Raw genomic sequence first — 20,723 nt, forward strand, 5'->3', positions numbered from 1 at the left:
CTTTAAGTAGCAAATCCTAAATTACCCTTTTACAGATCCAATCATGACACCTTTAACAAAGAAGCGTTGCATGAATGGATAAATCACAACAAGTGGTAATGTGGCAATGATAATGACGGCATATTTGACCGTATCGGCAACAGTCGCCTGATGTTCCATTAATTCTGCTGTAGCAGAATTCATGGTCATCTCACCACTCATTTCTTGCAAAACAAGGATTTGTCTAAGAACTAGTTGTAATGGATATAAATCTTGATCCTTCAAATAAATCATTGCCCCAAAATAACTATTCCAATGTCCAACCCCGTAAAATAAACCCATTACCGCAATGATCGGAGCTGATAGTGGAACAACAATTTTAGTAAATAATGTAAAGTTACTTGCCCCATCTATTTTAGCTGATTCAGCTAACTCTCCTGGAATAGATGTTTGGAAGAAAGTCCGACAAACAATAACGTTATAAACTGAAGCAGCGCCTGGAATAACTAAAGCCCAAATCGTGTTAATCATTCCTAAATTCTTAATCAATAAATAACTCGGAATTAATCCACCACTTATAAACATAGTGATAACCAAAATGGCCATCATAAATCCCCGACCAACTAAGTCTTTCCTCGATAATGCATAAGCTCCTGGAATAGTAACAAATAAGTTAATCGCTGTTCCTACTAAAGTATAAATAATCGTATTTTTATAGCCATTCCAGATGGACTTATTCTCAAATACCATTTTATAACCTTCAATATTAAAACCTTTCGGCCATAACCACATTTCGCCGCTGTTCACAAATCTTGGATTACTGATGGATGCACTTACAATAAAGATAATTGGGTATAAAACGATCAGTAATGCAATTGTTAGAAATATATAGTTGCAAACTTTAAAAATTTTATCTGAAAAAGTATCCTTAATCATTTAGAATCTACACTCCTTTCTTACCATAAGCTGGCTTCTGATTTCTTCCTTGCAATATAGTTGACTGTGATAAGCAAGACTGCATTGATTACTGCGTTAAATATATCGACCGCGGTACCAAAACTATATTGACCTTCTACAAGTCCGACCCTATACACAAAGGTAGAAATAACATCTGATGATTCCATATTCAAGGCGTTTTGTAACAATAAGATTTTTTCAAATCCTACTGATAAAAAGCTTCCCATATTTAAAATCAACAAGATTACGATTGTTGGTGTAATAGCTGGAATATTGATGTGCCAAATTCTTTGCCATCTTGAAGCACCATCCATGATAGCAGCTTCATGCAATTGAGGATCAACTCCGGCTAACGCAGCTAAATATATAATCGTACCCCATCCTGCACTTTGCCAAATTCCAGACCAAACGTATACGCTTTTAAACCAGCCCGGTTCAGTCATAAAGGAGATTGGTTCAAATCCTAATGCTTGAATAAAATAGTTAATAATCCCTGTCGAAGGTGTTAAGAATGTAATAATGATACCAGCCATAACAACGACTGAAATAAAATGAGGTGCATATGTTACAGTTTGTACTACTCTTTTAAAAATCCCGTCCTTTGCTTCATTAAGCGATAGAGCCAAAATGATTGGTATTGGGAATCCAGCTAAAAGGCTATATAAACTGATACCTATCGTATTTTTAATCAAATCCCAAAAATAATAAGACTCAAAGAACCTGAGAAAATGTTTAAAGCCTACCCAATCGCTCCCTAGGATTCCATCTACTGGATTAAAATCTTTAAAGGCAATTTGAATTCCATACATTGGAAAGTAAGCGAAAACAATAATGTACAGCATTAAAGGAAGTACTAAGAGATAAAGCTCCCAGTTTTGAACAATCATCTTTCTTCTAAGTTGTTTGCGTTTTCTTTTTATTTCTCGATCATCTAAGCGAAAGTCTGATTTGTAATCTTTCATTATAACTTGATTATTCATCTCGTCTTTTACAGCGCTCAATGATGCCCCCTCCTTCAGTTGTTTTTGTTTGTTTGTCCGTAAACACATCATAGTATTTTTTGTCGAATAGTGTAAATGTGTAAATTTTTCTAATAAGTAACCACTTACAAGCACTGTGTTTTCAATGAAAATCATATTTTACACATGTTTATCAAATACAACATATCCGTAAAGCCTTAAATTAAGGGGTTTCATAGAAAAATATATTTTGGAAATAAAAAACTCTTCTTTCAGATAGCGCATATTTACCCTACCTAAAAGAAGAATTTATTTTACTTAATTATAGTAAATTGAGTGTCTATACTATTTTCTGATCCAATAATTACCTTCATTGTTCCAGGTTCTACAACCCATTCCATGGTCGAATTCCATAAGGCCAGCTCCTCTTTCCCCAAATAAAGCTGAACTTTTTTCTCCTCGCCTGGCTCTAGCCAAACTTTCTTAAAAGCCTTTAATTCCTTCACTCTTCTTGTAACACTTGCTTGTATGTCTTTTAAATAGAGTTGAACAACTTCCGCACCAGCAACATCACCTGTGTTTCTGATGTCAACTTGTACTTCTACCTTATGGCCATTATCGAGTTGATTTAGTGAAATTTCTGGTTGTACAAGTTGAAGATTACTATATTCAAACTGTGTATAACTTAATCCATATCCAAATGGGAACAAAGGTGATGCACTTTCATCACTATAATCTAATTGTCTGCCTTGATCTTTCTGATTGTAATAGACAGGCAATTGGGCAGATGACCTTGGTAGTGAAACTGCAAGCTTGCCGCTAGGATTGACTTCTCCAAAGATAATTTCTGCAAGTGCTTGTCCACCTTCCTCACCAGGATACCATCCACAGAGTATAGCTTCACACTGATCAACGATATTACTGATTGCATGTGGACGACCTTGAATTAAGATTGTAACTATCGGTTTTCCAGTAGCAGCTATTTCATTGACAAGCTCCTCCTGTACTCCACCTAACTGCAAATTCGCTAAATCCACACCTTCTCCGCAATCCATATCCGTTGGATTACCAGATACAATTGCAGCTCCATTAGAATCAAATTCAATATCAAAATTGCGCATACTGCTTCCTCCGAGTACCATTACGACAACATCAGAAGCTTCTGCAGCGGCGACTGCCTCTTTAAATTCCGCTTTCGAATTTCCACGAACTGAACAGCCTTTCACATGAACAACTTCTCCTTCGGAAAGCCCTCTTATTCCCTCAAGAACGGTAACGCCCTTCCCTTCTCGTTGAATCGCTGTATAATCGCCTAATTGATTATAAATTTGATCAGCGTTAGGGCCAATCACAGCAATCTTCCTTGTGCTTTTACTTAATGGGAGAATGTTTGCATCATTTTTTAATAAAACAGCAGATTCTCTCGCAACTTGCAAGTTAACCCTTCGGAATGTTACATTTCCTACAACATGAGTTGAAAGAGATTCATCTGTATAAGGTTGATCGAATAAACCTAGTGAAAACTTAATTCGTAAAACTCTTCGCACTGCTCGATCGACAAGGTCTTCGGTCACCTTTCCTTGTTCGACCGCATTTTCTAATGTTGTAAAAGATGTATCCCATAAACTTAAATCGACTCCTGCAGAAAGCGCCATCGCTGCAGCTGCTTCATAATCTCCGACAAGCATTCTTAGCCGGTCAATGGCAACACCATCCGCCATAACAATTCCTTCATACCCCCATTCATTACGGAGAATATCTGTTAATAACTTAGAGTTAGCGTGACAAGGTATGCCATCAATTTCATTGTAAGCAGCCATGCAACCTAAAGCTCCTGCCTTTACACCTGCCTTCATACCAGGTAAATGAATCTCACGCAGTTCTCTTTCTCCGATATTTACAGGACCAGCATTGTGACCACCTTCTCCGTCACCCTGTGCTGCGAAATGTTTAAGAACGGCAATAATTTTATTTTGTTTATCTAGATTAGTTCCATCCCCTTGTAATCCCTTAACTGCTGCTTCTGTGAATTTTGCAGCAAGAAATGGATCTTCGCTATAGCATTCTTCTGATCGGCCCCATCTAGGTTCACGTAAAAGATCTAAAGTAGAGATTAACCCTAAATGAGCACCTCTAGAGCGGACTTCCGCTGCAACGTGTGAATAAGCTTCTTCCATTAACTTTGGATTCCAAGTACTGCCAGCTCCAATGTTGGTAGGGATCATCGTACCATCCAACGCTTGATGGCCGTGTGGGCATTCCTCCGATAAAAGCACCGGGATTCCTAGTCTCGTATTTTCAATTACATATCGTTGAATCTCGTTAGCAATTTTTGCATTTTCATGAGTTGGAATACCATTTTCATAAGTAACAGCAGACCAAGGGTCAGAACGAAATAGACCATATAACGCTCCCATTCCATCACCAAATGCGATCTGCTCTTTAAAAGCATCGGTTAATTCTATTGTCTTTTCCGTCTTTTTATAGGCATCCCATCCGTACATCTTTTGATTTAACTGCCCCACTTTTTCCTTTAAAGTCATTCGCGATAATAAATCTTCTATTCGTTCATCAATAGATAATGAGCTATCTTTATATTTCATCGAATATCACGTCCATTCTACATAGTAAAAATACCAATTCAACATTCTTGATGAATTGGTATTTTTGTTTTTTAGTTCCATGAAAACTGAATTCTAATTGATTAATTTTCTTTGTCTTCATTGGCACTATTTGAGTCAAAGCTTTTTGTCATCTACAAGTTCACACGGATTGTTTTAACTTCAAAAGGTTTATAATCAGCCTCTACTTGATCATTCTCAACTACTAGAGCTGCAACAGGCTCTTCCAACAAATTGGTTTCCTCTGCTGAACTTAAGGTTGTCCGCAACTGCATTTTGACTTGCTCTCTTCCTCCAGCAGGTTCGTACAATCTGAAAATTAGCCCATTCTTGTCTTCTGCAGGTTTGATTGTATCTAAAATAACAGATTGGGCCTCTGTTTCAACAAAACTGTAATTACTTGGTAAACTACCTTCATGTCCAGTAGACAATAAAATACTAACTGGATGGTTTAGTTCATACCCTTTTCTTGTTACATTAGCCTCTTGCCAATTACCACTATGAGGATATAAAGAATATGTGAACTGGTGCGATCCTTGGTCCGCACCTGGATCAGGCCATTTAGGTGCACGTAAAAGCGATAATCTTATTACATTGCCTTTCACATCATAACCATATTTACAATCATTCAATAAGCTTACCCCATAATTGCTTTCTGATAAGTCTGCAAAGCGATGGCCACATACCTCAAATTGGGCAGTTTCCCAGCTTGTATTATTATGTGTAGCTCTTTCCACTGCACCAAAAGGTATTTCAAAAGTAGCTGTGTTTGCCAAAATATCAACAGGGAATGCCACTTTCAATAGTTTATGATCTTCTTTCCATTCTACCTTCGTCTCAAAATCAATTCGATGCGAATGATGATAAAAGACTATATCCTGTTCGATGACAGATTGAGAAATTGACCATTTAAAGCGGAGAACATCTTTTGTTTTACCTCTTTGAACGACCTCAACTGATTGAAGTTCCGCTTGACCAGCTAGTTGGTCTTCAAATCGCGGATCTACATCCCAAGCATCCCAATAAGTTGGTCGGTCATGGAAAAATTGCAATTGATTCGCTGTTTCTCCTGCCTTTAATACTTCACGGTTTCTCTTTTTATCAAATAAACGTGAGATTTCACCCTTTGCATTCCATTCTACTTGATAAAATTCTGTTTCCCATTTCCCAGTATACTCTATATTTTCGTTTTCACTGTTTTGCTTATCTTCTCGCAACCAAATCGTACAATAACCCATTTCTGGAATAGATGGAACGAATATGGACATTTCTACGTTTTGATCACCCGTTAATATAATGTCACTTTCTAGCTCGTTTCCTTGATCATCAAACGCCCTTTTTCCAACAAGTTCTGAACCACCTTGAACTTTAATAGTTTCGGTTCTCGACCAAGATAAACTGTTAAATAATATAATTGGTGTTCCTTCACCAATCGTGTTAATTTGCTTTTCTAAAGTATGAAGAGCTTGATTCTTTGCATGATTTCCAACTTCAAAGATTTCTTTATAATCGGACTCAGATTTTACATAAACCTCTGGAATCGAAGTACCTGGAATAATGTCATGGAACTGGTTAAAGAGTAATAATTTCCAGCCATCTTCTAGAGACTCCAATTTTTGACCAAACATAGAGGCAAAGCTTCCCCAAACTTCAGCATCCCTATATAAAACTTCAGCTTTCCGGTTCCATAGTTTATTCTTTGCATGTGTTGTATAAGTACCGCGATGCAGTTCCAAATACATATCACCATGCCAAGTAGGTAAATTTGGATTAGCTGTTTTAATCCCGTCAAAGAATTTATGGGCTGTACTAAATTCAGTACTTGGAAGACCTGGCAGATGTTGAGAGCGCTCCACATACTTAATCATCTCTCTTGTAACTCCACCTCCGCCATCACCATGCCCGTATAAAAGCATTTGTTCAGGGTGTTCGGACTTTTCTCGATAACTATCCCAATGGTCCTTTATTTCTTTCGGGTGTGTATACTCATTCACGCCGTGATTTAAATATGAAATGATACTAGTTCCATCGATTCCAACCCAATTAAATAAGTCATATGGGAATTTATTCGTATCGTTCCAATTCATTTTCGTTGTCATGAAATACTCAAGACCTGCTTTTTTAAGTAACTGCGGTAAGGACGCACAATAACCGAAAGTATCTGGCAGCCATTCAATTCGGGGCTGTACTCCAAATTCTTCTTGATAAAAATTCATTCCATAAAGCAATTGTCTTACAAGTGATTCACCAGATGGAATGTTTAAATCTGGCTCTACCCACATGCCGCCAACGATTTCCCATTTACCTGCAGCAATATGTTTTTTCACTCTTTCATAAAGTTCAGGATAATGAGTCTTAATATATTCAAAACTTTGCGGTTGACTTTGCGCATAGCCAAAATCAGGAAATTGATCTAGCAATGTGCTCATCGTTGAAAAAGTCCGACTGCATTTACGAACAGCTTCCTTTGCCGGCCATAACCACGCTAAATCGATATGCGACTGACCGACCATATGAATTTTTCCATTCGAATGTTCTTCTAGATCTTTCATGGAATGAAGAAGCTCTGCTTCTACCTGCGACACCCATTCTTGATCTTCTAACTGTTTCGGATCCTTGTTCAAAAACATATCAGCAAGTTCAGATAAAGTTTTATAAATACGGGACCTTCTTAAGTCACCTTCTGGTAAAAGTCTTGCTGTTTCAAAGTATACTTTAACTGTAAAAAGTAAATCTTCTACAGCTTTATTCATCCGTATTAGCTCGCTTTGTAAAAGGGACAATGGAGCTGGGCTATGTTCAGCAGGCTCATTTTGAAAGTTCAAGCGATCGACAACTTGAGCAACAGGGTTAAATAACTCAATCTTTATATCATAAGATAGCTTATCTCCTGAAATTTCAGGAAGTGGAACTAAACTTCTGTTTCGATCAACACCATGATAAGGAACGCCATCTAATGAAACGAGAGCTTCGTGATTGGTTTTAATCCCATGTTGTCCAACCCCAAATACTAACCCTACCGCATCTCTCTTCCATTCAGCTGGAATTGTAATAGTATTTTTTAGAAACATCGTTTCACCAGAAACTATTAAATGATCACCAACATTGATGATCTCTGTCTCTGAACTTTTATCAACATACTTTACAGGTTCTGTGTATATTGCCCGCTTAACTTGCCAGTCGTGAATCGTAATCGTTTCCATTGCTAGGTGTCCATTTAGAAAGTTTATGAAGCGATAAATTCTATTCACCTGTACTAACTCCTTTTATTATAATAATTATTTGATTCTAAATACATGTGCAATCGGGGATTTGTCCTTAATTTCGGATTCCGGAAGTGTAATCGTCAAGCCCATTTCATTCTGAGTAAAGCTTAAATTTTCTGCTCCTCCAACAAGGTCAACACTGTTAACCTTTTCTGTATAAGGAATATAAACTTCTGCTTTTACCGGAATTTCTTCGTTTTCATACATGTAAAAGGTAAACACTGTATTCTCTTTTTTAGTAAATCCAATATTCCCAGTATAATAAGGAGCACACATTCTAGTACCATATACTGCTTCTCCATGTACCTTCAACCATGCACCCATTTCCTTCATTCTCTTAATTGCACCGCGTGGAAGTCTTCCATCTGGTTGAGCCGCAACATTCAAAGCAAGGTTTCCACCTTTTGAAATGACTTCAATTAATAAATGAATGAGTTCCCTTGTTGGCTTATAATCATCCTCATACCGGAAAGAAAAGGCTGATCCCATTGTAATGCAACTTTCCCAAGGTACGTCCATTGGTTTAGCCGGAACAGCTTGCTCAGGAGTGATGATATTTTCATATGGTCCACCAATAAGTCGATCAGCTGAAAGTAACCATGGTTGTTTCTCTCGTGCCTTATCAACCAATTCGCCAAGCCTAATATCTTGTTTACTCCGAGGTGATACCCAACCTGCATCTAGCCAAAGCACTTCAATTCTACCGTAATCCGTTAATAATTCTAACATTTGTTCGTGTGTAAAGTGAACAAATTGCTCCCATAATTCAGGATTTTTTTCTGGATCATAGGAAGGACCTCTCCACATATGATTTCCCCGTTCCATTCCTGGTGCCCAATACGTCGGTGTATGCCAGTCCGCTTTCGAGAAATAAGCAGCAATTGGCAGACCTTTTGCACGGAATGCATCAAAAGCATGTTTAACAATGTCAGCATTTTTATGGGTATGGAAAGGACAACTTGGATCAGTTACTTTATAATCAGTCGTCTTCGTATCCCACATGCAAAAGCCATCATGGTGTTTCGTTGTGAACAAAAAGTATTTAAAACCGCCTTCATAAGCAAGTTCTGCCCACTCTTCAGGTTGAAAGCGAATCGGATTAAAGCTTTTATTTAAATCGAAGTATTGACGTTTGAAGACCTCTGGATCTGTTTCCCAGTCAACATCTTCACGTGACCAGTCAGCATCATGATCACTAAGTGCCCAAGATTCAACTAATCCTAATTGGGAATAAGGTCCCCAGTGCATCATAAATCCTAGTTTTTGATCTTTAAACCATTCAATTTGCTCTAGTAGCGCTGGATCTTCTGGTTTCACCCATTTTTTCTCGTTACTAAAACTATGAACGCCGTTCTCGACTTCTTTTTCTTCTACCTGTTCATTAACAGTCTCTGACATACCCTTCCCTCCAATAAATAGTCTTCTACAGTTTCATCATAAGTACATACGCTTACATTGTAAATGTGTAAAATACTTACATACTTAAAAAATATTATTGCAACCTAGTAAACTAAAAACATATAATACATAGTAAAGACATATATTACACATTCGAAAGTCGTTGTTTTGACCTATTGGAAGAATTGTTAACTTGACAATTTTTTTTTTATTTTCTACCATTAAAATTACATAGTTTAATAATCTTCTGAGAGATATGGTGATGATAAATGCTTGATAGAAGGGGCTTTATAGGGGTCTTTTACACAGTAGCAGAATGGATTTTTCGGTTCATGCTACTTCAAATACTTTGGGTAGTTTTTACCGTCTTAGGACTGGGTATATTGGGATTCATGCCGGCTACTGTAGCGGTTTTTTCAATTGTAAGAAGATGGCTAAAGAAAGAAACGGATCTCTCCATCATCCCCAATTTCTTTCACTTCTTTAAAAATTCATGGAAGAGTGCTAATATCGTTGGGCTTGTTATGGCTTTAGTGGGTGGCTTCCTTTATATTGATCTCAAAATTTCACAAGAGTTTTTGAAATTTGCTCCCCTTCATGTTTTATTATTGATTTTATGTTTCGTTTTTTTCGTCGTATGTTTGTACCTATTTCCAGTCATGTCTCACTATGCTCTAAAACCATTGCAATATATTAAACAATCATTCTTACTTGCTTTAGCTCAACCGATCAATACACTTGCACTTTTACTTTGGAGTTTTTGTGCTTATATTTTACTAATTAAAATACCTGTTATTTACTTTTTTATGGGAGTACCGATTGTATCGCTTCCCATTATGTGGTTTTGTTTTATGGCCTTTACAAAGTTAGAACAAAAGAACAAATAAGAGACATCTTAGGAAATATGGTTAAAGGAGCACCATTCTATGAAATATAAATCTACTTACAGATTACTTTTATCTTATATTTTTTCATATTTATTAATTTTCATAGTTCCGTTCTCCATGATTTCCATGATTTTCTACTTTAATTCTGTAAAAAGTTTACGAGCAGAAACGGAATTAGCCAATATTAATAACCTAAACAATATAAAAAGTATGATTGATGGCAGGATCAATGAGTTGAATAATATCGGTGCACTTATCTCAATTGACCCAAAATTATCTTCCTATCGGGTTAGTAAACACGAGTTTCGCCCCGAGGCAATAGATGAAATAGAGAAATACAAAAATAATAGTTCTATTATCGATGATTTATATCTATATTATTTTAATCAGGATAATCTATTCTCTGCAGATGGTCATATGAGTATTGATACTTTTTTGGAATATCGATCAAGTTTAGGCGAATCTTCATGGAACTCATTTACGAAGACTCTCCATAGTATTGAATACCCAAGCATTTCAACTGACATTAAACCATTTGGCTCTAGTCCAACTTTTTTGTATCCGTTGCCACCTGGATCCGTTAGTTCTCACGGAATTGTTATTATGAAATTAGAAAACACATTTTTTCATAATATGATCAATAATATTTTGGGTAGTTATGACGGTAACGTATTTATTTTTGATCAAAACGATCAGCCTATTTCAACTTATTCTAACAATAATTCTGAATTAACTTCGACACAAATCCAAGATATTCTTAATGATGAAACCGCTATTCAAGAATTGAAAATAGATAAGGTCAATTATTCAATCGTAAAAGTAAAATCGGAAATGAGTAACTGGTCATACGTTATGGCTTTACCAACTAAACAGTTTTTCAGTAAAGTATCTGAATTTAAAACCTTAATGTTACTAATATTATTATGTATTGCCGTTGCAGCTTCCATTTTCACGATATATGTTGCATTAAAAAATTTCCATCCTATCCAGAAAATGGTCGATACAATCAATCGTACGGACAAAAACTACCAATTTAATAATAAAAATGATTTATTGAATTTAAGTACTGCCATTGAAAACTTATATTCGGAGCATGACGACTTAAATAACAAATATAGTAAACAGGAACCTCTAATTCGTGATCAATGTTTAACTACTTTATTAAAGGGCCAAACGAAAACAGTCAATCAATCAAAAGAATTATTCGATTCTCTTCAATTAGATTTCAGCGGACCACAATCCTTTGTAGTAGTGACTGCTCTTTCTAATGAACAATTAAGGGATATGGATATGAAAGGCTTGGAATTAGCGGCAAGCCAATTATTAAAATCAGCTAAAATTTACGGTGTCGAATTAATCAATGATAAAGTCATGACTTTTATTATTAATGGTAAGATTAAAACGAATGCGGAAAAAAATAAGTTTTTATCTCATTTTAAAGAGCTGTTAACAACCGAGACATTCTCTTGCATCGGGATTGGGAAAACTTACCAAGGTAAGAATTTCATCAATCGTTCTTTTATAGAAGCATCTGCCGCTTTTGAATATGGAACAGCCAACCAAAAAGGTGATCTAGTCTACTTTGAAGAAATTAAAGAGCAACAAGAAACTATTTGGCTGCCAAAAACAGATTTACTAAAGTTAACCCAGAGCTGTAAACAGGGAAATACTGAAGTAGCTGACGAAGCGATCAACTCACTTATAACTTGGTTACAAACGAATAAAGCCCCTATTCATCTGGTGAAACATATGAAATATGACATCATGAATACAATTATAAAAATCGCTAGTGAAACAGGAATTTCTTTAAATCTAAAAAACGTTTATTATCAAATGGATGAAACAAACTTACAACATTTCAAGAAAACATTATCTGATTTAACTAATGAAATCTGCGCGAAAATTTCTGAAAAGAAAGAAGATCAAAAGAATCAGTTACAGCTAGATATACTAGAATATATTAACAACCGTTATCGCGATTACGATCTAAGTTTAGAAAATATCGCTAAAGATTTTAATTTGTCCGCTTCCTATTTAAGTCGATTCATTAAGGAAGAAACAACGCAAACATTTTCCCAGTATGTTTGGGAATTACGTTTAAACGAAGTAAAGAAACAGCTAATTGAAACTGCCCTTCCTATTAAGGATATTATTTCAAATGTCGGCTATATTGATGCTCCGAATTTTACAAGGAAGTTTAAAAAGTCTGTTGGTTTAACGCCTAGTGAGTATCGGAATATTCATTCGAAGACATGAAAAAGAGCAAGTAAGACTGAAGTAATTTAGAGTAAACATTAGCTTTATTATAAAAAATTGAGCTTCAAGTTTATGACTGTAGGTTTGAGGCTCAATTTTTATCATAAAATAATAAAATTGAGTTACTTTTTTAGGCGGAGAACGATGAAAGACTCACAGCCGAATATACTTTTTATTCTCACCGATCAACAGCGTATTGATACTTTAAAAGCTTATGGCGGAAAAGTATGTCAAACTCCAAATATTAACGAGTTAGCGAAAGAAAGTGTAATTTTTAACAATACATATGCAAGCTGTCCTGTTTGTACACCTGCTCGCGCCTCCTTACAAACAGGGCTATACCCTCACAATCATGAAATGAGAAACAATACGTCAGAGCCTGGTTGCCGTTATGATGAATTACCGAATACCCCTGAGTTACTTAGCAATCAATTGAAAAAGCAAAATTACAAGATTGGCTATACAGGCAAGTGGCATCTTGGTTCCGGTCCAACTTCTGTCGGTTATGAAGGCGATGATTTTCCAGGACATGGTGCTGGCGGACATAGTTATTCTCAATACCATGACTATCTGCAGGAAAAAGGGCTTAATGTTCAACTCAAAAATATAATATCTGGCCATTATCAAGGTCATTCTGCTGCAGAGGTTGTTTCTCCAATCGAAACGACCGTTGAATATTTTTTAGTTGATCAAGCTATTCATTACATTGACCAATTTCGACACGAGGAGAATCCCTTTTATTTTCAATTAAACTTTTGGGGGCCGCACGAACCCTATATAGCACCTACTAAACATTTAGATTTATACCGCGATTTGGACCTGGAACCGTGGCCAAACTTTTATGATGATTCTACTAATAAACCATCTATTCATAATGTTAAAAGAGCTCGCTCATCCGAATGGAATACGTTCGAGCCTTATGTGAAACATTATTTTGCAAGCGTTAGCTTAATTGATGAACAGATTGGTAGATTACTTGATTACTTAAAGGCACATGATCTCTATGACAATACGATTAGATTCGTCCTCTGGCACACCTGCCCAATCAAGAATACTCGAATAAATGTCGCAAGTTCCTACGAAACGATCTTCGTATTTAGCTTCATTAAATTTCTCAGCAGGTTTCACGATCAGTGGAATATGACAAGTTTCCTCATACATAAAGAAAATTTTATCACATAAACCTCCATGAATCCCTAACGATTCACCATGGTCGGCCGAAAAAATGATTGGTTCAGAGCATGTGAAGACACCGAATATTGATAAATTAGCATGCGAAGGTATTCGCTTTACGAATTGGTACTCCAATTCTCCTGTGTGCTCACCATCGAGAGCTTCATTGCTAACCGGGAAATATCCAATACGGACTGGAGTAGACCATATTCTAACTGGAAAAAGGGGTCACGCTGGATTATCGAATCAACATGAAACTTTGCCATCGAAACTTAAAGAAAATGGTTATAAGACAGCAATGTTCGGTAAATGGCACTTAGGGACAACACCTGAAACCCGACCAAATGCACATGGTTTTGATGAGTTTTTCGGTTTTCATGCGGGCTGTGTTGATTATTATTCACACATTTTTTATTGGGAATCCCCTCCTGTCCATGACCTTTGGGAAAATGAAGAGGAAGTTTGGGAGAACGGGGAATATTTGACTGAATCGATTACGGAAAGAGCTGTCAACTTTATTCAAGATCAAAATATGGATCAACCATCGATTTTTCAATTCTTTTGGGCGAATAGACCCCCTCTATTCGACCGTTCAATCGACTTTTCAATTCTTTCGGGCGAATTGAACGCTCCTATTCGACCGTTCAATCGATTTTTCAATTCTTTCGGGCGAATTGAACGCTCCTATTCGACCGTTCAATCGACTTTTCAATTCTTTCGGGCGAATTGAACGCCTCTATTCGACCGTTCACTCAATTTTTCAATTCTTTCGGGCGAATTGAACGCCTCTATTCGACCGTTCAATCGATTTTTCAATTCTTTCGGGCGAATAGACCCCCTCTATTCGACCGTTCAATCGATTTTTCAATTCTTTCGGGCGAATTGAACGCTCCTATTCGACCGTTCAATCGATTTTTCAATTCTTTCGGGCGAATTGAACGCCTCTATTCGACCGTTCAATCGACTTTTCAATTCTTTCGGGCGAATAGACCCCCTCTATTCGACCGTTCAATCGACTTTTCAATTCTTTCGGGCGAATTGAACGCCTCTATTCGACCGTTCAATCGATTTTTCACTTCTTTCGGGCGAATAGCCCCCCTCTATTCGACCGTTCAATCGACTTTTCAATTCTTTCGGGCGAATAGACCCCCTCTATTCGACCGTTCAATCGACTTTTCAATTCTTTCGGGCGAATTGAACGCTCCTATTCGACCGTTCAATCGATTTTTCACTTCTTTCGGGCGAATAGACCCCCTCTATTCGACCGTTCAATCGATTTTTCAATTCTTTCGGGCGAATAGACCCCCTCTATTCGACCGTTCAATCGACTTTTCAATTCTTTCGGTCGAATAGACCCCCTCTATTCGACCGTTCAATCGATTTTTCACTTCTTTCGGGCGAATAGACCCCCTCTATTCGACCGTTCAATCGACTTTTCAATTCTTTCGGGCGAATTGAACGCTCCTATTCGACCGTTCAATCGATTTTTCACTTCTTTCGGTCGAATAGCCCCCCTCTATTCGACCGTTCACCTACCCTTTCACTTCATTCGGACAAATAGAGCACTTTCTCGGCCCGTTGCCTTAACTAAAAATATATTTATCCTATTCTACAATCCTTCAATACTTTATCGTTTAATTTACAACCTAGTCCAGGTTCTTCCGGCAATGTATAATAGCCATTTACAACTTTGATTGGATCTTCCCAAATGTCCGCAATCGATTCATAGCAATGTTCTACCATAGGCACATTTGAGGAAGCTGCAGCAAGCTGTACATGTAACTTTTGTTGTACATTTGTATGAGGGATAACTTCCAAATTATAACAACGAGCGAGTGCTGCCACATCTAACCATTCATCAATTCCTGATAGTTTCGTAGCATCAGCTTGAACGATATCGACTGCGCCCATTTCAATATAATCGCGGAAATCATATTTCGTATAAATCGTTTCCCCAACAGCAATCGGCAAATCTAGTGAGTGTGCTAATTCAGCATGGGCCCTTTTATCAAATGGATTCATCGGCTCTTCTAACCAATACACATCCAATTCTTCCAATTTTCTTCCCCACACCATGGAAGTTTTCAAGTCCCAAACTGTGTTTACATCAACCATTAACTTAATATTATCGCCAATCGCTTTTCGAACAGCTTTTACTCTCTCATAATCTTCTCTTGGGTCAGGTAGACCAACCTTCATTTTCACGGCATCATAGCCACGTTCAATTAAGGTCATCATGTCTTTCAACAACTCATCTGTTGTGACATGTAGCCATCCCCCGTCAGTATTATAGGCCTTCACTTTATCTTTTACAGGACCAAGATATTTCCATAAAGGCATATTCGCTACTTTCAATTTAATATCCCATAAAGCTAACTCTACAGCGCAAAGACCGACACGAGTCACTCCTACTTGACCAATAAAATGATTCGTATAATGTAACTCTCGTAAAATATTTTTATGCATAAGCGGGTCTTTACCAATTAGCTTAGGTGTGTACGTATCATCAATAATCGCTTGAACCGCTCTAGTTCCTTTTGTATAGTTCCAGTTAAAGCCCCAGCCACTAATACCTTCATCCGTATCCAAGCGAACCACAATAAATTCAACAGATTCCAATCGAGTTTGTGAATCAGTAATAGCACGTTGTTTTAAAGGGACATCCAATAAATAGGTTTCTACTTTCGTAATCTTCATATTTATTCCCACCATTTCTATATAGTGATGTTACTCTTCTATACAAAAAGCTTGTTTCCCTTTACCGGCAGGACCAGCGAGACCCAATTGCCCGTAACCTTTTACTGCTTCGTGTGTTCCATCCTTTGCAGGGTCAACATAGCGCCAAAACCATTCTTCCAGTTGTGCTTTCATATTCGCAAGACTTTCACTGTAGGCAGGATCTTTCACAAGGTTATATCTTTCATCTGGATCTTCTGCCAAATGATACAGTTCATGAGGGCCATATGGATAACGATGAACATATTTCCATTCCTTTGAACGAATCATCCGTACAGGTCCATATTCATCATAGATTACTACATTTTTATGGTACTCTTTCTGTTTTCCTAGCAATGACGATAAAAAGCTTTTTCCTGGTAAGTGATCCGCTTTAGGATTCGATAAGCCTACATAATCTAATAGTGTTGGCATGATGTCATAGCCACTTGCAAGCTCCTCACTCACAACACCTTCAGGAATTCGGCCAGGTTGTGAAAAAATGGCTGGTACTTTTACTGATGTATCGTACATATTTTGTGGGAAGGTTCCATTCCCTTTTCCCCATATCCCGTGATGGCCACAATTAAATCCATTATCACCTAAGAAGCAAATCAACGTGTTTTCTCGAATTCCTATTTTTTCTAATTTATCTATTAATCTTCCAATGTTTTGATCCATAGCTGTAACGGCAGCAAAATATCCTTTTAGATTTTCCTTGCGGTTCTCTCCCCATGGTGCCGTGTTAATTTGCCAAGGATGCTTCGGCTCATTAGGTATTGTTTCAAATGGACAATCATCATAGGAATCAACAATTTCCTGCGGGTGACTATTAATCCAAGGATCATGAGGAGCGGTATAATGTACGCTTAAATAAAAAGGCTGCTCACCATTTTGTTTTTCTAAAAATTGTAGCGCATCATCTGTAATAGCATCGGTCAAATAGCCTGGTTCATTGATTAATTCCCCATTCCTGATCATCGGAGCATTGTAATAAGGGCCACCTCCCCGTTGATGTACATACCAATGACTGAATCCCTTTTGCGGTGATAGACTGTTACCTAGATGCCACTTTCCGCTTAAGCCACAAACATAATCATTCTCTGCCAAAATTTCTGTATAAGCAGTCTGTCCTTGTAAATACTCAACGGCATTTTCACCAATATTTCCATCTCGAATCCAATCATGGACACCATGTTGAGACGGAATCCTCCCAGTTAATATCGACGCTCTTGCTGGCGAGCAAACTGGCGATGTACAGAAAAAATTAGAAAATCTCATTCCTTCCGCTGCTAATCGATCTAAATTAGGTGTGCGAATTTCATGGTTGCCTGCACATCCTAAAGCCCAAGCTCCTTGGTCATCACTAAGGATGAAGACGATATTAGTTTTTTTAGAAGCATTTTTTTGCATTTGACTTCACCTCATGTTTTAGAAAAAATAATTATTTAGGATCATTTCTTAACCCAGTTATAAGATAATTTCTCTTGCCTTTCTTGATATTTAGGCGAATAAAAGAAAGAGGCAGGTATTAAAATATTCTAGAACGTCAGTATAAAATCCTGCAACTTTAGCTGATCCTTCGTAAAGGTAAGCTGTTTAATGATCACCAGACATATTCCTATAATCAAATGTAAAGATAATAGCAGTGTTTTTATTTACTCTGATTTACACAGGTAGAACAACAATCTGCCAATTTGATGGTCAATATAAGTGATGGAGCCCCCCACATTCCGCGCACGACCCTGTAGCAATATAGTATCGAGCGCTCTTGACATGTTAGCTTGACTAGGCAATCATTTTGGGTTCTAATCATTAGCACGATCAGTAGCTTTCTGCTCTTTTACCTGGAAATCCAAATTAAATATAGAGATTTTGTTATTCAAAAACATCTTTAATATCCATACTGCTTCCTACATGTTTTCTGAACCTCCCTTCTTTTTCATAAAAAATGATCAAATTAAACAGGATACGGAATTCCGCACCCTGTTTAACTTATATCAATTACTTTTAAAATTATCATAATACTTTTGGTAGATTTCTATTAATTCATTAATGCCCATTTTCTCCAATTGCCCAATGTAGGTATCCCAGCCAGCATCCACATTACCTTCGATCATGAATTTTGGAATCATTTCGCTAATGTAACCATCTATATCAGTTTGTAATATTGAAAGACGTTCAGCATCTTCAACACTATACATGACATTGGGATAAATTTCCTCAGGCTGGTACGGAGCATACATCTCAGCATATTCTAACTTTTCCTGTTGCCCAGGACTTAATTCCATCTTTTCAAACTGTTCTGCCAAAGTTATAAATACACCATATGATCCTGGTGTTTCCTTATGTCGGAATTCTTCATAGCTAGTCCCAGCAGGGGCATCTTTAATAACATACTTGTCTCCTTCTTTTTCCAGATTGATCCCAATAGGTCCAAGACTCATCTGCATTCCAATATCAGGATCAAACATTTGATCTACCCATTTTATTGTACGGACTGGGTTTTTGTTCACATTGGTGATCGAAAACCCAGAAATACTAAACGTTCCAAGATTGCGGTTCCACATTTGATCTCCGTTTGGTCCCTTTAATGGTGGGATTGCTACATATTCGCTATCTAACGTTCCAAAATTTGACCAGTTGGACCAGCTGAAATAGGCTCCCAGAATTGGATTAGATGATTTAATTTTAGAATCAAATACTTGTGTATCATGTGTAAACGCCTCTGGATCAATTAGTCCTTCTACATATAATTCATTCATCCATTTTACATATTCTTTATAATTAGGTTCTGCAGGTGCATAATAAACCTTTCCATTTTCAACTCCCACATTACGACCAACTATACCGAACGAACCACTTAAGGAATGGGGCCCTCGAATATGATTGTTATACATGAAACTAAAAGGAATTTCATCTATCTTACCATCGCCATTCAGATCTTTACTTTTAAAAGCCTTTAAAGTTTCTTTAAATTCATCAGTTGTTGTGGGGATTGGTAAACCTAAGTCATCCAACCATTTCTTATTGATGAAAAAGGCGTCGTTTGATGTACTCCATAATGATTCTTCAAATTGTGGGATCGAATATATATGTCCATCAGGAGCAGTTATCATAGATTTAATGTCAGGCCTTTCTTCCAATAAAGCTTTAAGATTTGGTGCATGTTCTTCAATTAATTCTTCCAATGCAATTAACTGGCCATTTGCACCGTATTTTACAATATCATTTCCTCCTAGGCTCCAAGCAGAATAAAAAAGGTCTGGTAGATCATCACTGGCAAACATTAAGTTTATTTGTTCCTGCTGAGTTTGTGGCGTAGCATTCGTCCACTTAATATCAATGTTAACGTTATCTTCTAGCTCCTGTAGGAATGACATATCATCCCAATCTGTAGTAGCTGCTGGTGCCTTGACACCAAACCCATTTAGGGTCACTTTTTTTTCTACGCTATCCTCTGGATATTCATCTGATCCGGTTTTGGAGTCTTTATTGCTACAAGCCCCCAGAACAAGCAACAGAACCGCTAACAATACAACCATATGTTTCTTCATCTTTGAATCCCCCTAATTATTATTAAATCTCTATGACAGATCCATCAACCTTTAATAGATCCAATCATTACACCTTTAACAAAATGTCTTTGCACAAACGGATATAAAACTAACATTGGTAAACTAGCAATGATGACCACACCATACTTAATCAGTTGAGATATACTTTGCATTTCAGCTTCCATTTCTGCTAATGCCCCAGAATCTGTTACCTCATTGGCTTGTGATAATACTAAAACTTCACGAAGTACCAATTGTAATGGATGAAGAGCAGAATCTCGCAAATAAATTAATGCATTGAAATAGGTATTCCAATGGCCTACAGCATGAAATAAAACCATAACAGCAATGATGGGTATCGAGAGTGGCACAACAATTTTCATAAAGAACTTCCAATTCGTACAGCCATCTATTTTGCCAGCTTCCAATAATTCATCAGGTATTGTTCCTTGGAAAAATGTTCGGACAATAATTAGGTTATAAGCGGAGATTGCATTGGGAATCACCATAGCCCAAATTGTATTTACCATTCCAAGGTCTTTTACTAATAGATAGGTTGGAATCATTCCACCACTAAAAAACATCGTAAATACAATGAAAAACATGAATATATTTCTGCCTGCAAGGTCCTTTCTTGATAGTGCATAACCACCAGTAATCGTTAGAATCACATTTATCGTTGTCCCGACAAGGGTATATATAATGGAATTTTTATAACCAATCCAAATTTTGTCATGATTGAAAATCATCTCATAGCCTTTGAATGTAATATCCTTTGGCCAAAACCAAATTTCACCATTATTAACTGCATCAGGGCTACTAAAAGAAGCAATGACCATGAAATATAACGGATAGATTGTGATAAATAAAACGATTGTGAAAAAGGCCGTGTTGAAAAAATCAAATATTTTATCACCTTTTGTTCTCATTGTGTTGTACATAGGTTTGCCCCCTC

13 protein-coding genes and 1 pseudogene are annotated in these 20,723 nt (G+C 37.1%); 4 read left to right on the forward strand and 10 right to left on the reverse strand.

Going from position 1 to position 20,723, the window contains the following annotated elements; translation table 11 throughout:
- Positions 1–21: 21 nt before the first annotated feature.
- The 5 genes from BN1243_RS08435 to BN1243_RS08455 form a co-directional block, all read right to left on the reverse strand.
- Positions 22–915, reverse strand: a complete 894-nt coding sequence (locus tag BN1243_RS08435) for a carbohydrate ABC transporter permease (RefSeq protein ID WP_062105913.1) — start codon at positions 913–915, stop codon at positions 22–24.
- A 20-nt stretch (positions 916–935) separates the two neighbouring features.
- A complete protein-coding gene (locus BN1243_RS08440; protein ID WP_062110512.1) occupies positions 936–1,898 on the reverse strand; it encodes an ABC transporter permease in 963 nt (320 codons plus the stop codon).
- Between the two features lie 311 nt (positions 1,899–2,209).
- Positions 2,210–4,498 (reverse strand): glycoside hydrolase family 3 N-terminal domain-containing protein, encoded by a 2,289-nt coding sequence (locus BN1243_RS08445; RefSeq protein WP_062105915.1) that lies wholly within the window; start codon positions 4,496–4,498, stop codon positions 2,210–2,212.
- 152 nt (positions 4,499–4,650) lie between these two features.
- Positions 4,651–7,767 carry an alpha-mannosidase gene (locus BN1243_RS08450; protein WP_062105917.1) on the reverse strand — a complete coding sequence of 1,039 codons (3,117 nt, stop codon included), beginning with the start codon at positions 7,765–7,767 and terminating at the stop codon, positions 4,651–4,653.
- A 27-nt stretch (positions 7,768–7,794) separates the two neighbouring features.
- Positions 7,795–9,180 (reverse strand): alpha-L-fucosidase, encoded by a 1,386-nt coding sequence (locus BN1243_RS08455; RefSeq protein WP_062105919.1) that lies wholly within the window; start codon positions 9,178–9,180, stop codon positions 7,795–7,797.
- Between the two features lie 269 nt (positions 9,181–9,449).
- Here BN1243_RS08455 and BN1243_RS08460 point away from each other — a divergent pair, with 269 nt between their 5' ends.
- The 3 genes from BN1243_RS08460 (at position 9,450) to BN1243_RS22580 (ending at position 13,505) form a co-directional block, all read left to right on the forward strand.
- Entirely contained in the window at positions 9,450–10,067 is a 618-nt protein-coding gene (locus BN1243_RS08460; RefSeq protein WP_062105922.1) for a YesL family protein, read from the forward strand.
- Positions 10,068–10,106: 39 nt separating this feature from the next.
- Complete coding sequence (locus BN1243_RS08465; RefSeq protein WP_062105924.1) at positions 10,107–12,323, forward strand: helix-turn-helix domain-containing protein; 2,217 nt, start codon at positions 10,107–10,109, stop codon at positions 12,321–12,323.
- A gap of 144 nt (positions 12,324–12,467) precedes the next feature.
- Positions 12,468–13,505: a sulfatase-like hydrolase/transferase gene (locus BN1243_RS22580; protein ID WP_062105926.1), complete on the forward strand. Its 1,038-nt coding sequence runs from the start codon at positions 12,468–12,470 to the stop codon at positions 13,503–13,505.
- Here BN1243_RS22580 and BN1243_RS22055 read toward each other — a convergent pair.
- A pseudogene (locus BN1243_RS22055) lies at positions 13,416–13,631 on the reverse strand (hypothetical protein); the annotation flags it as partial. The gene BN1243_RS22580 and the pseudogene BN1243_RS22055 overlap by 90 nt on opposite strands.
- Between BN1243_RS22055 and BN1243_RS08475 the strand changes: the two are divergent.
- Positions 13,549–14,226, forward strand: coding sequence for a sulfatase-like hydrolase/transferase (locus tag BN1243_RS08475; protein WP_084781858.1), 678 nt, complete (start codon positions 13,549–13,551; stop codon positions 14,224–14,226). The pseudogene BN1243_RS22055 and the gene BN1243_RS08475 sit on opposite strands and share 83 nt — an antisense overlap.
- An 869-nt stretch (positions 14,227–15,095) precedes the next feature.
- Here the strand turns inward: BN1243_RS08475 and BN1243_RS08480 are convergent.
- The 4 genes from BN1243_RS08480 to BN1243_RS08495 all read right to left on the reverse strand — a co-directional run bounded on the left by BN1243_RS08480 (position 15,096) and on the right by BN1243_RS08495 (position 20,709).
- Positions 15,096–16,193, reverse strand: a complete 1,098-nt coding sequence (locus BN1243_RS08480; RefSeq protein ID WP_062105927.1) for a mandelate racemase/muconate lactonizing enzyme family protein — start codon at positions 16,191–16,193, stop codon at positions 15,096–15,098.
- Positions 16,194–16,223: 30 nt separating this feature from the next.
- Entirely contained in the window at positions 16,224–17,624 is a 1,401-nt protein-coding gene (locus BN1243_RS08485) for a sulfatase family protein (RefSeq protein WP_062105932.1), read from the reverse strand.
- 587 nt (positions 17,625–18,211) lie between these two features.
- A complete protein-coding gene (locus BN1243_RS08490) occupies positions 18,212–19,768 on the reverse strand; it encodes a type 2 periplasmic-binding domain-containing protein (protein WP_062105934.1) in 1,557 nt (518 codons plus the stop codon).
- A 44-nt stretch (positions 19,769–19,812) separates the two neighbouring features.
- On the reverse strand, positions 19,813–20,709 hold the full coding sequence (locus tag BN1243_RS08495; protein ID WP_062105937.1) for a carbohydrate ABC transporter permease: 897 nt from the start codon (positions 20,707–20,709) through the stop codon (positions 19,813–19,815).
- Positions 20,710–20,723 lie beyond the last annotated feature (14 nt).

Origin of the sequence: Bacillus niameyensis, from assembly GCF_001375535.1 — a bacterium.
Classification (GTDB): domain Bacteria; phylum Bacillota; class Bacilli; order Bacillales; family Bacillaceae_C; genus Lederbergia; species Lederbergia niameyensis.

Coding starts and splice junctions, on each gene's coding strand:
- BN1243_RS08480 (WP_062105927.1), bottom strand. CDS start 16,193: ATGAAGATTACGAAAGTAGAAACCTATTTATTGGATGTCCCTTTAAAA.
- BN1243_RS08495 (WP_062105937.1), bottom strand. CDS start 20,709: ATGTACAACACAATGAGAACAAAAGGTGATAAAATATTTGATTTTTTC.
- BN1243_RS08455 (WP_062105919.1), bottom strand. CDS start 9,180: ATGTCAGAGACTGTTAATGAACAGGTAGAAGAAAAAGAAGTCGAGAAC.
- BN1243_RS08475 (WP_084781858.1), top strand. CDS start 13,549: ATGATTGGTTCAGAGCATGTGAAGACACCGAATATTGATAAATTAGCA.
- BN1243_RS08435 (WP_062105913.1), bottom strand. CDS start 915: ATGATTAAGGATACTTTTTCAGATAAAATTTTTAAAGTTTGCAACTAT.
- BN1243_RS08485 (WP_062105932.1), bottom strand. CDS start 17,624: ATGCAAAAAAATGCTTCTAAAAAAACTAATATCGTCTTCATCCTTAGT.
- BN1243_RS08465 (WP_062105924.1), top strand. CDS start 10,107: ATGAAATATAAATCTACTTACAGATTACTTTTATCTTATATTTTTTCA.
- BN1243_RS08490 (WP_062105934.1), bottom strand. CDS start 19,768: ATGAAGAAACATATGGTTGTATTGTTAGCGGTTCTGTTGCTTGTTCTG.
- BN1243_RS08440 (WP_062110512.1), bottom strand. CDS start 1,898: ATGAAAGATTACAAATCAGACTTTCGCTTAGATGATCGAGAAATAAAA.
- BN1243_RS22580 (WP_062105926.1), top strand. CDS start 12,468: ATGAAAGACTCACAGCCGAATATACTTTTTATTCTCACCGATCAACAG.
- BN1243_RS08445 (WP_062105915.1), bottom strand. CDS start 4,498: ATGAAATATAAAGATAGCTCATTATCTATTGATGAACGAATAGAAGAT.
- BN1243_RS08460 (WP_062105922.1), top strand. CDS start 9,450: ATGCTTGATAGAAGGGGCTTTATAGGGGTCTTTTACACAGTAGCAGAA.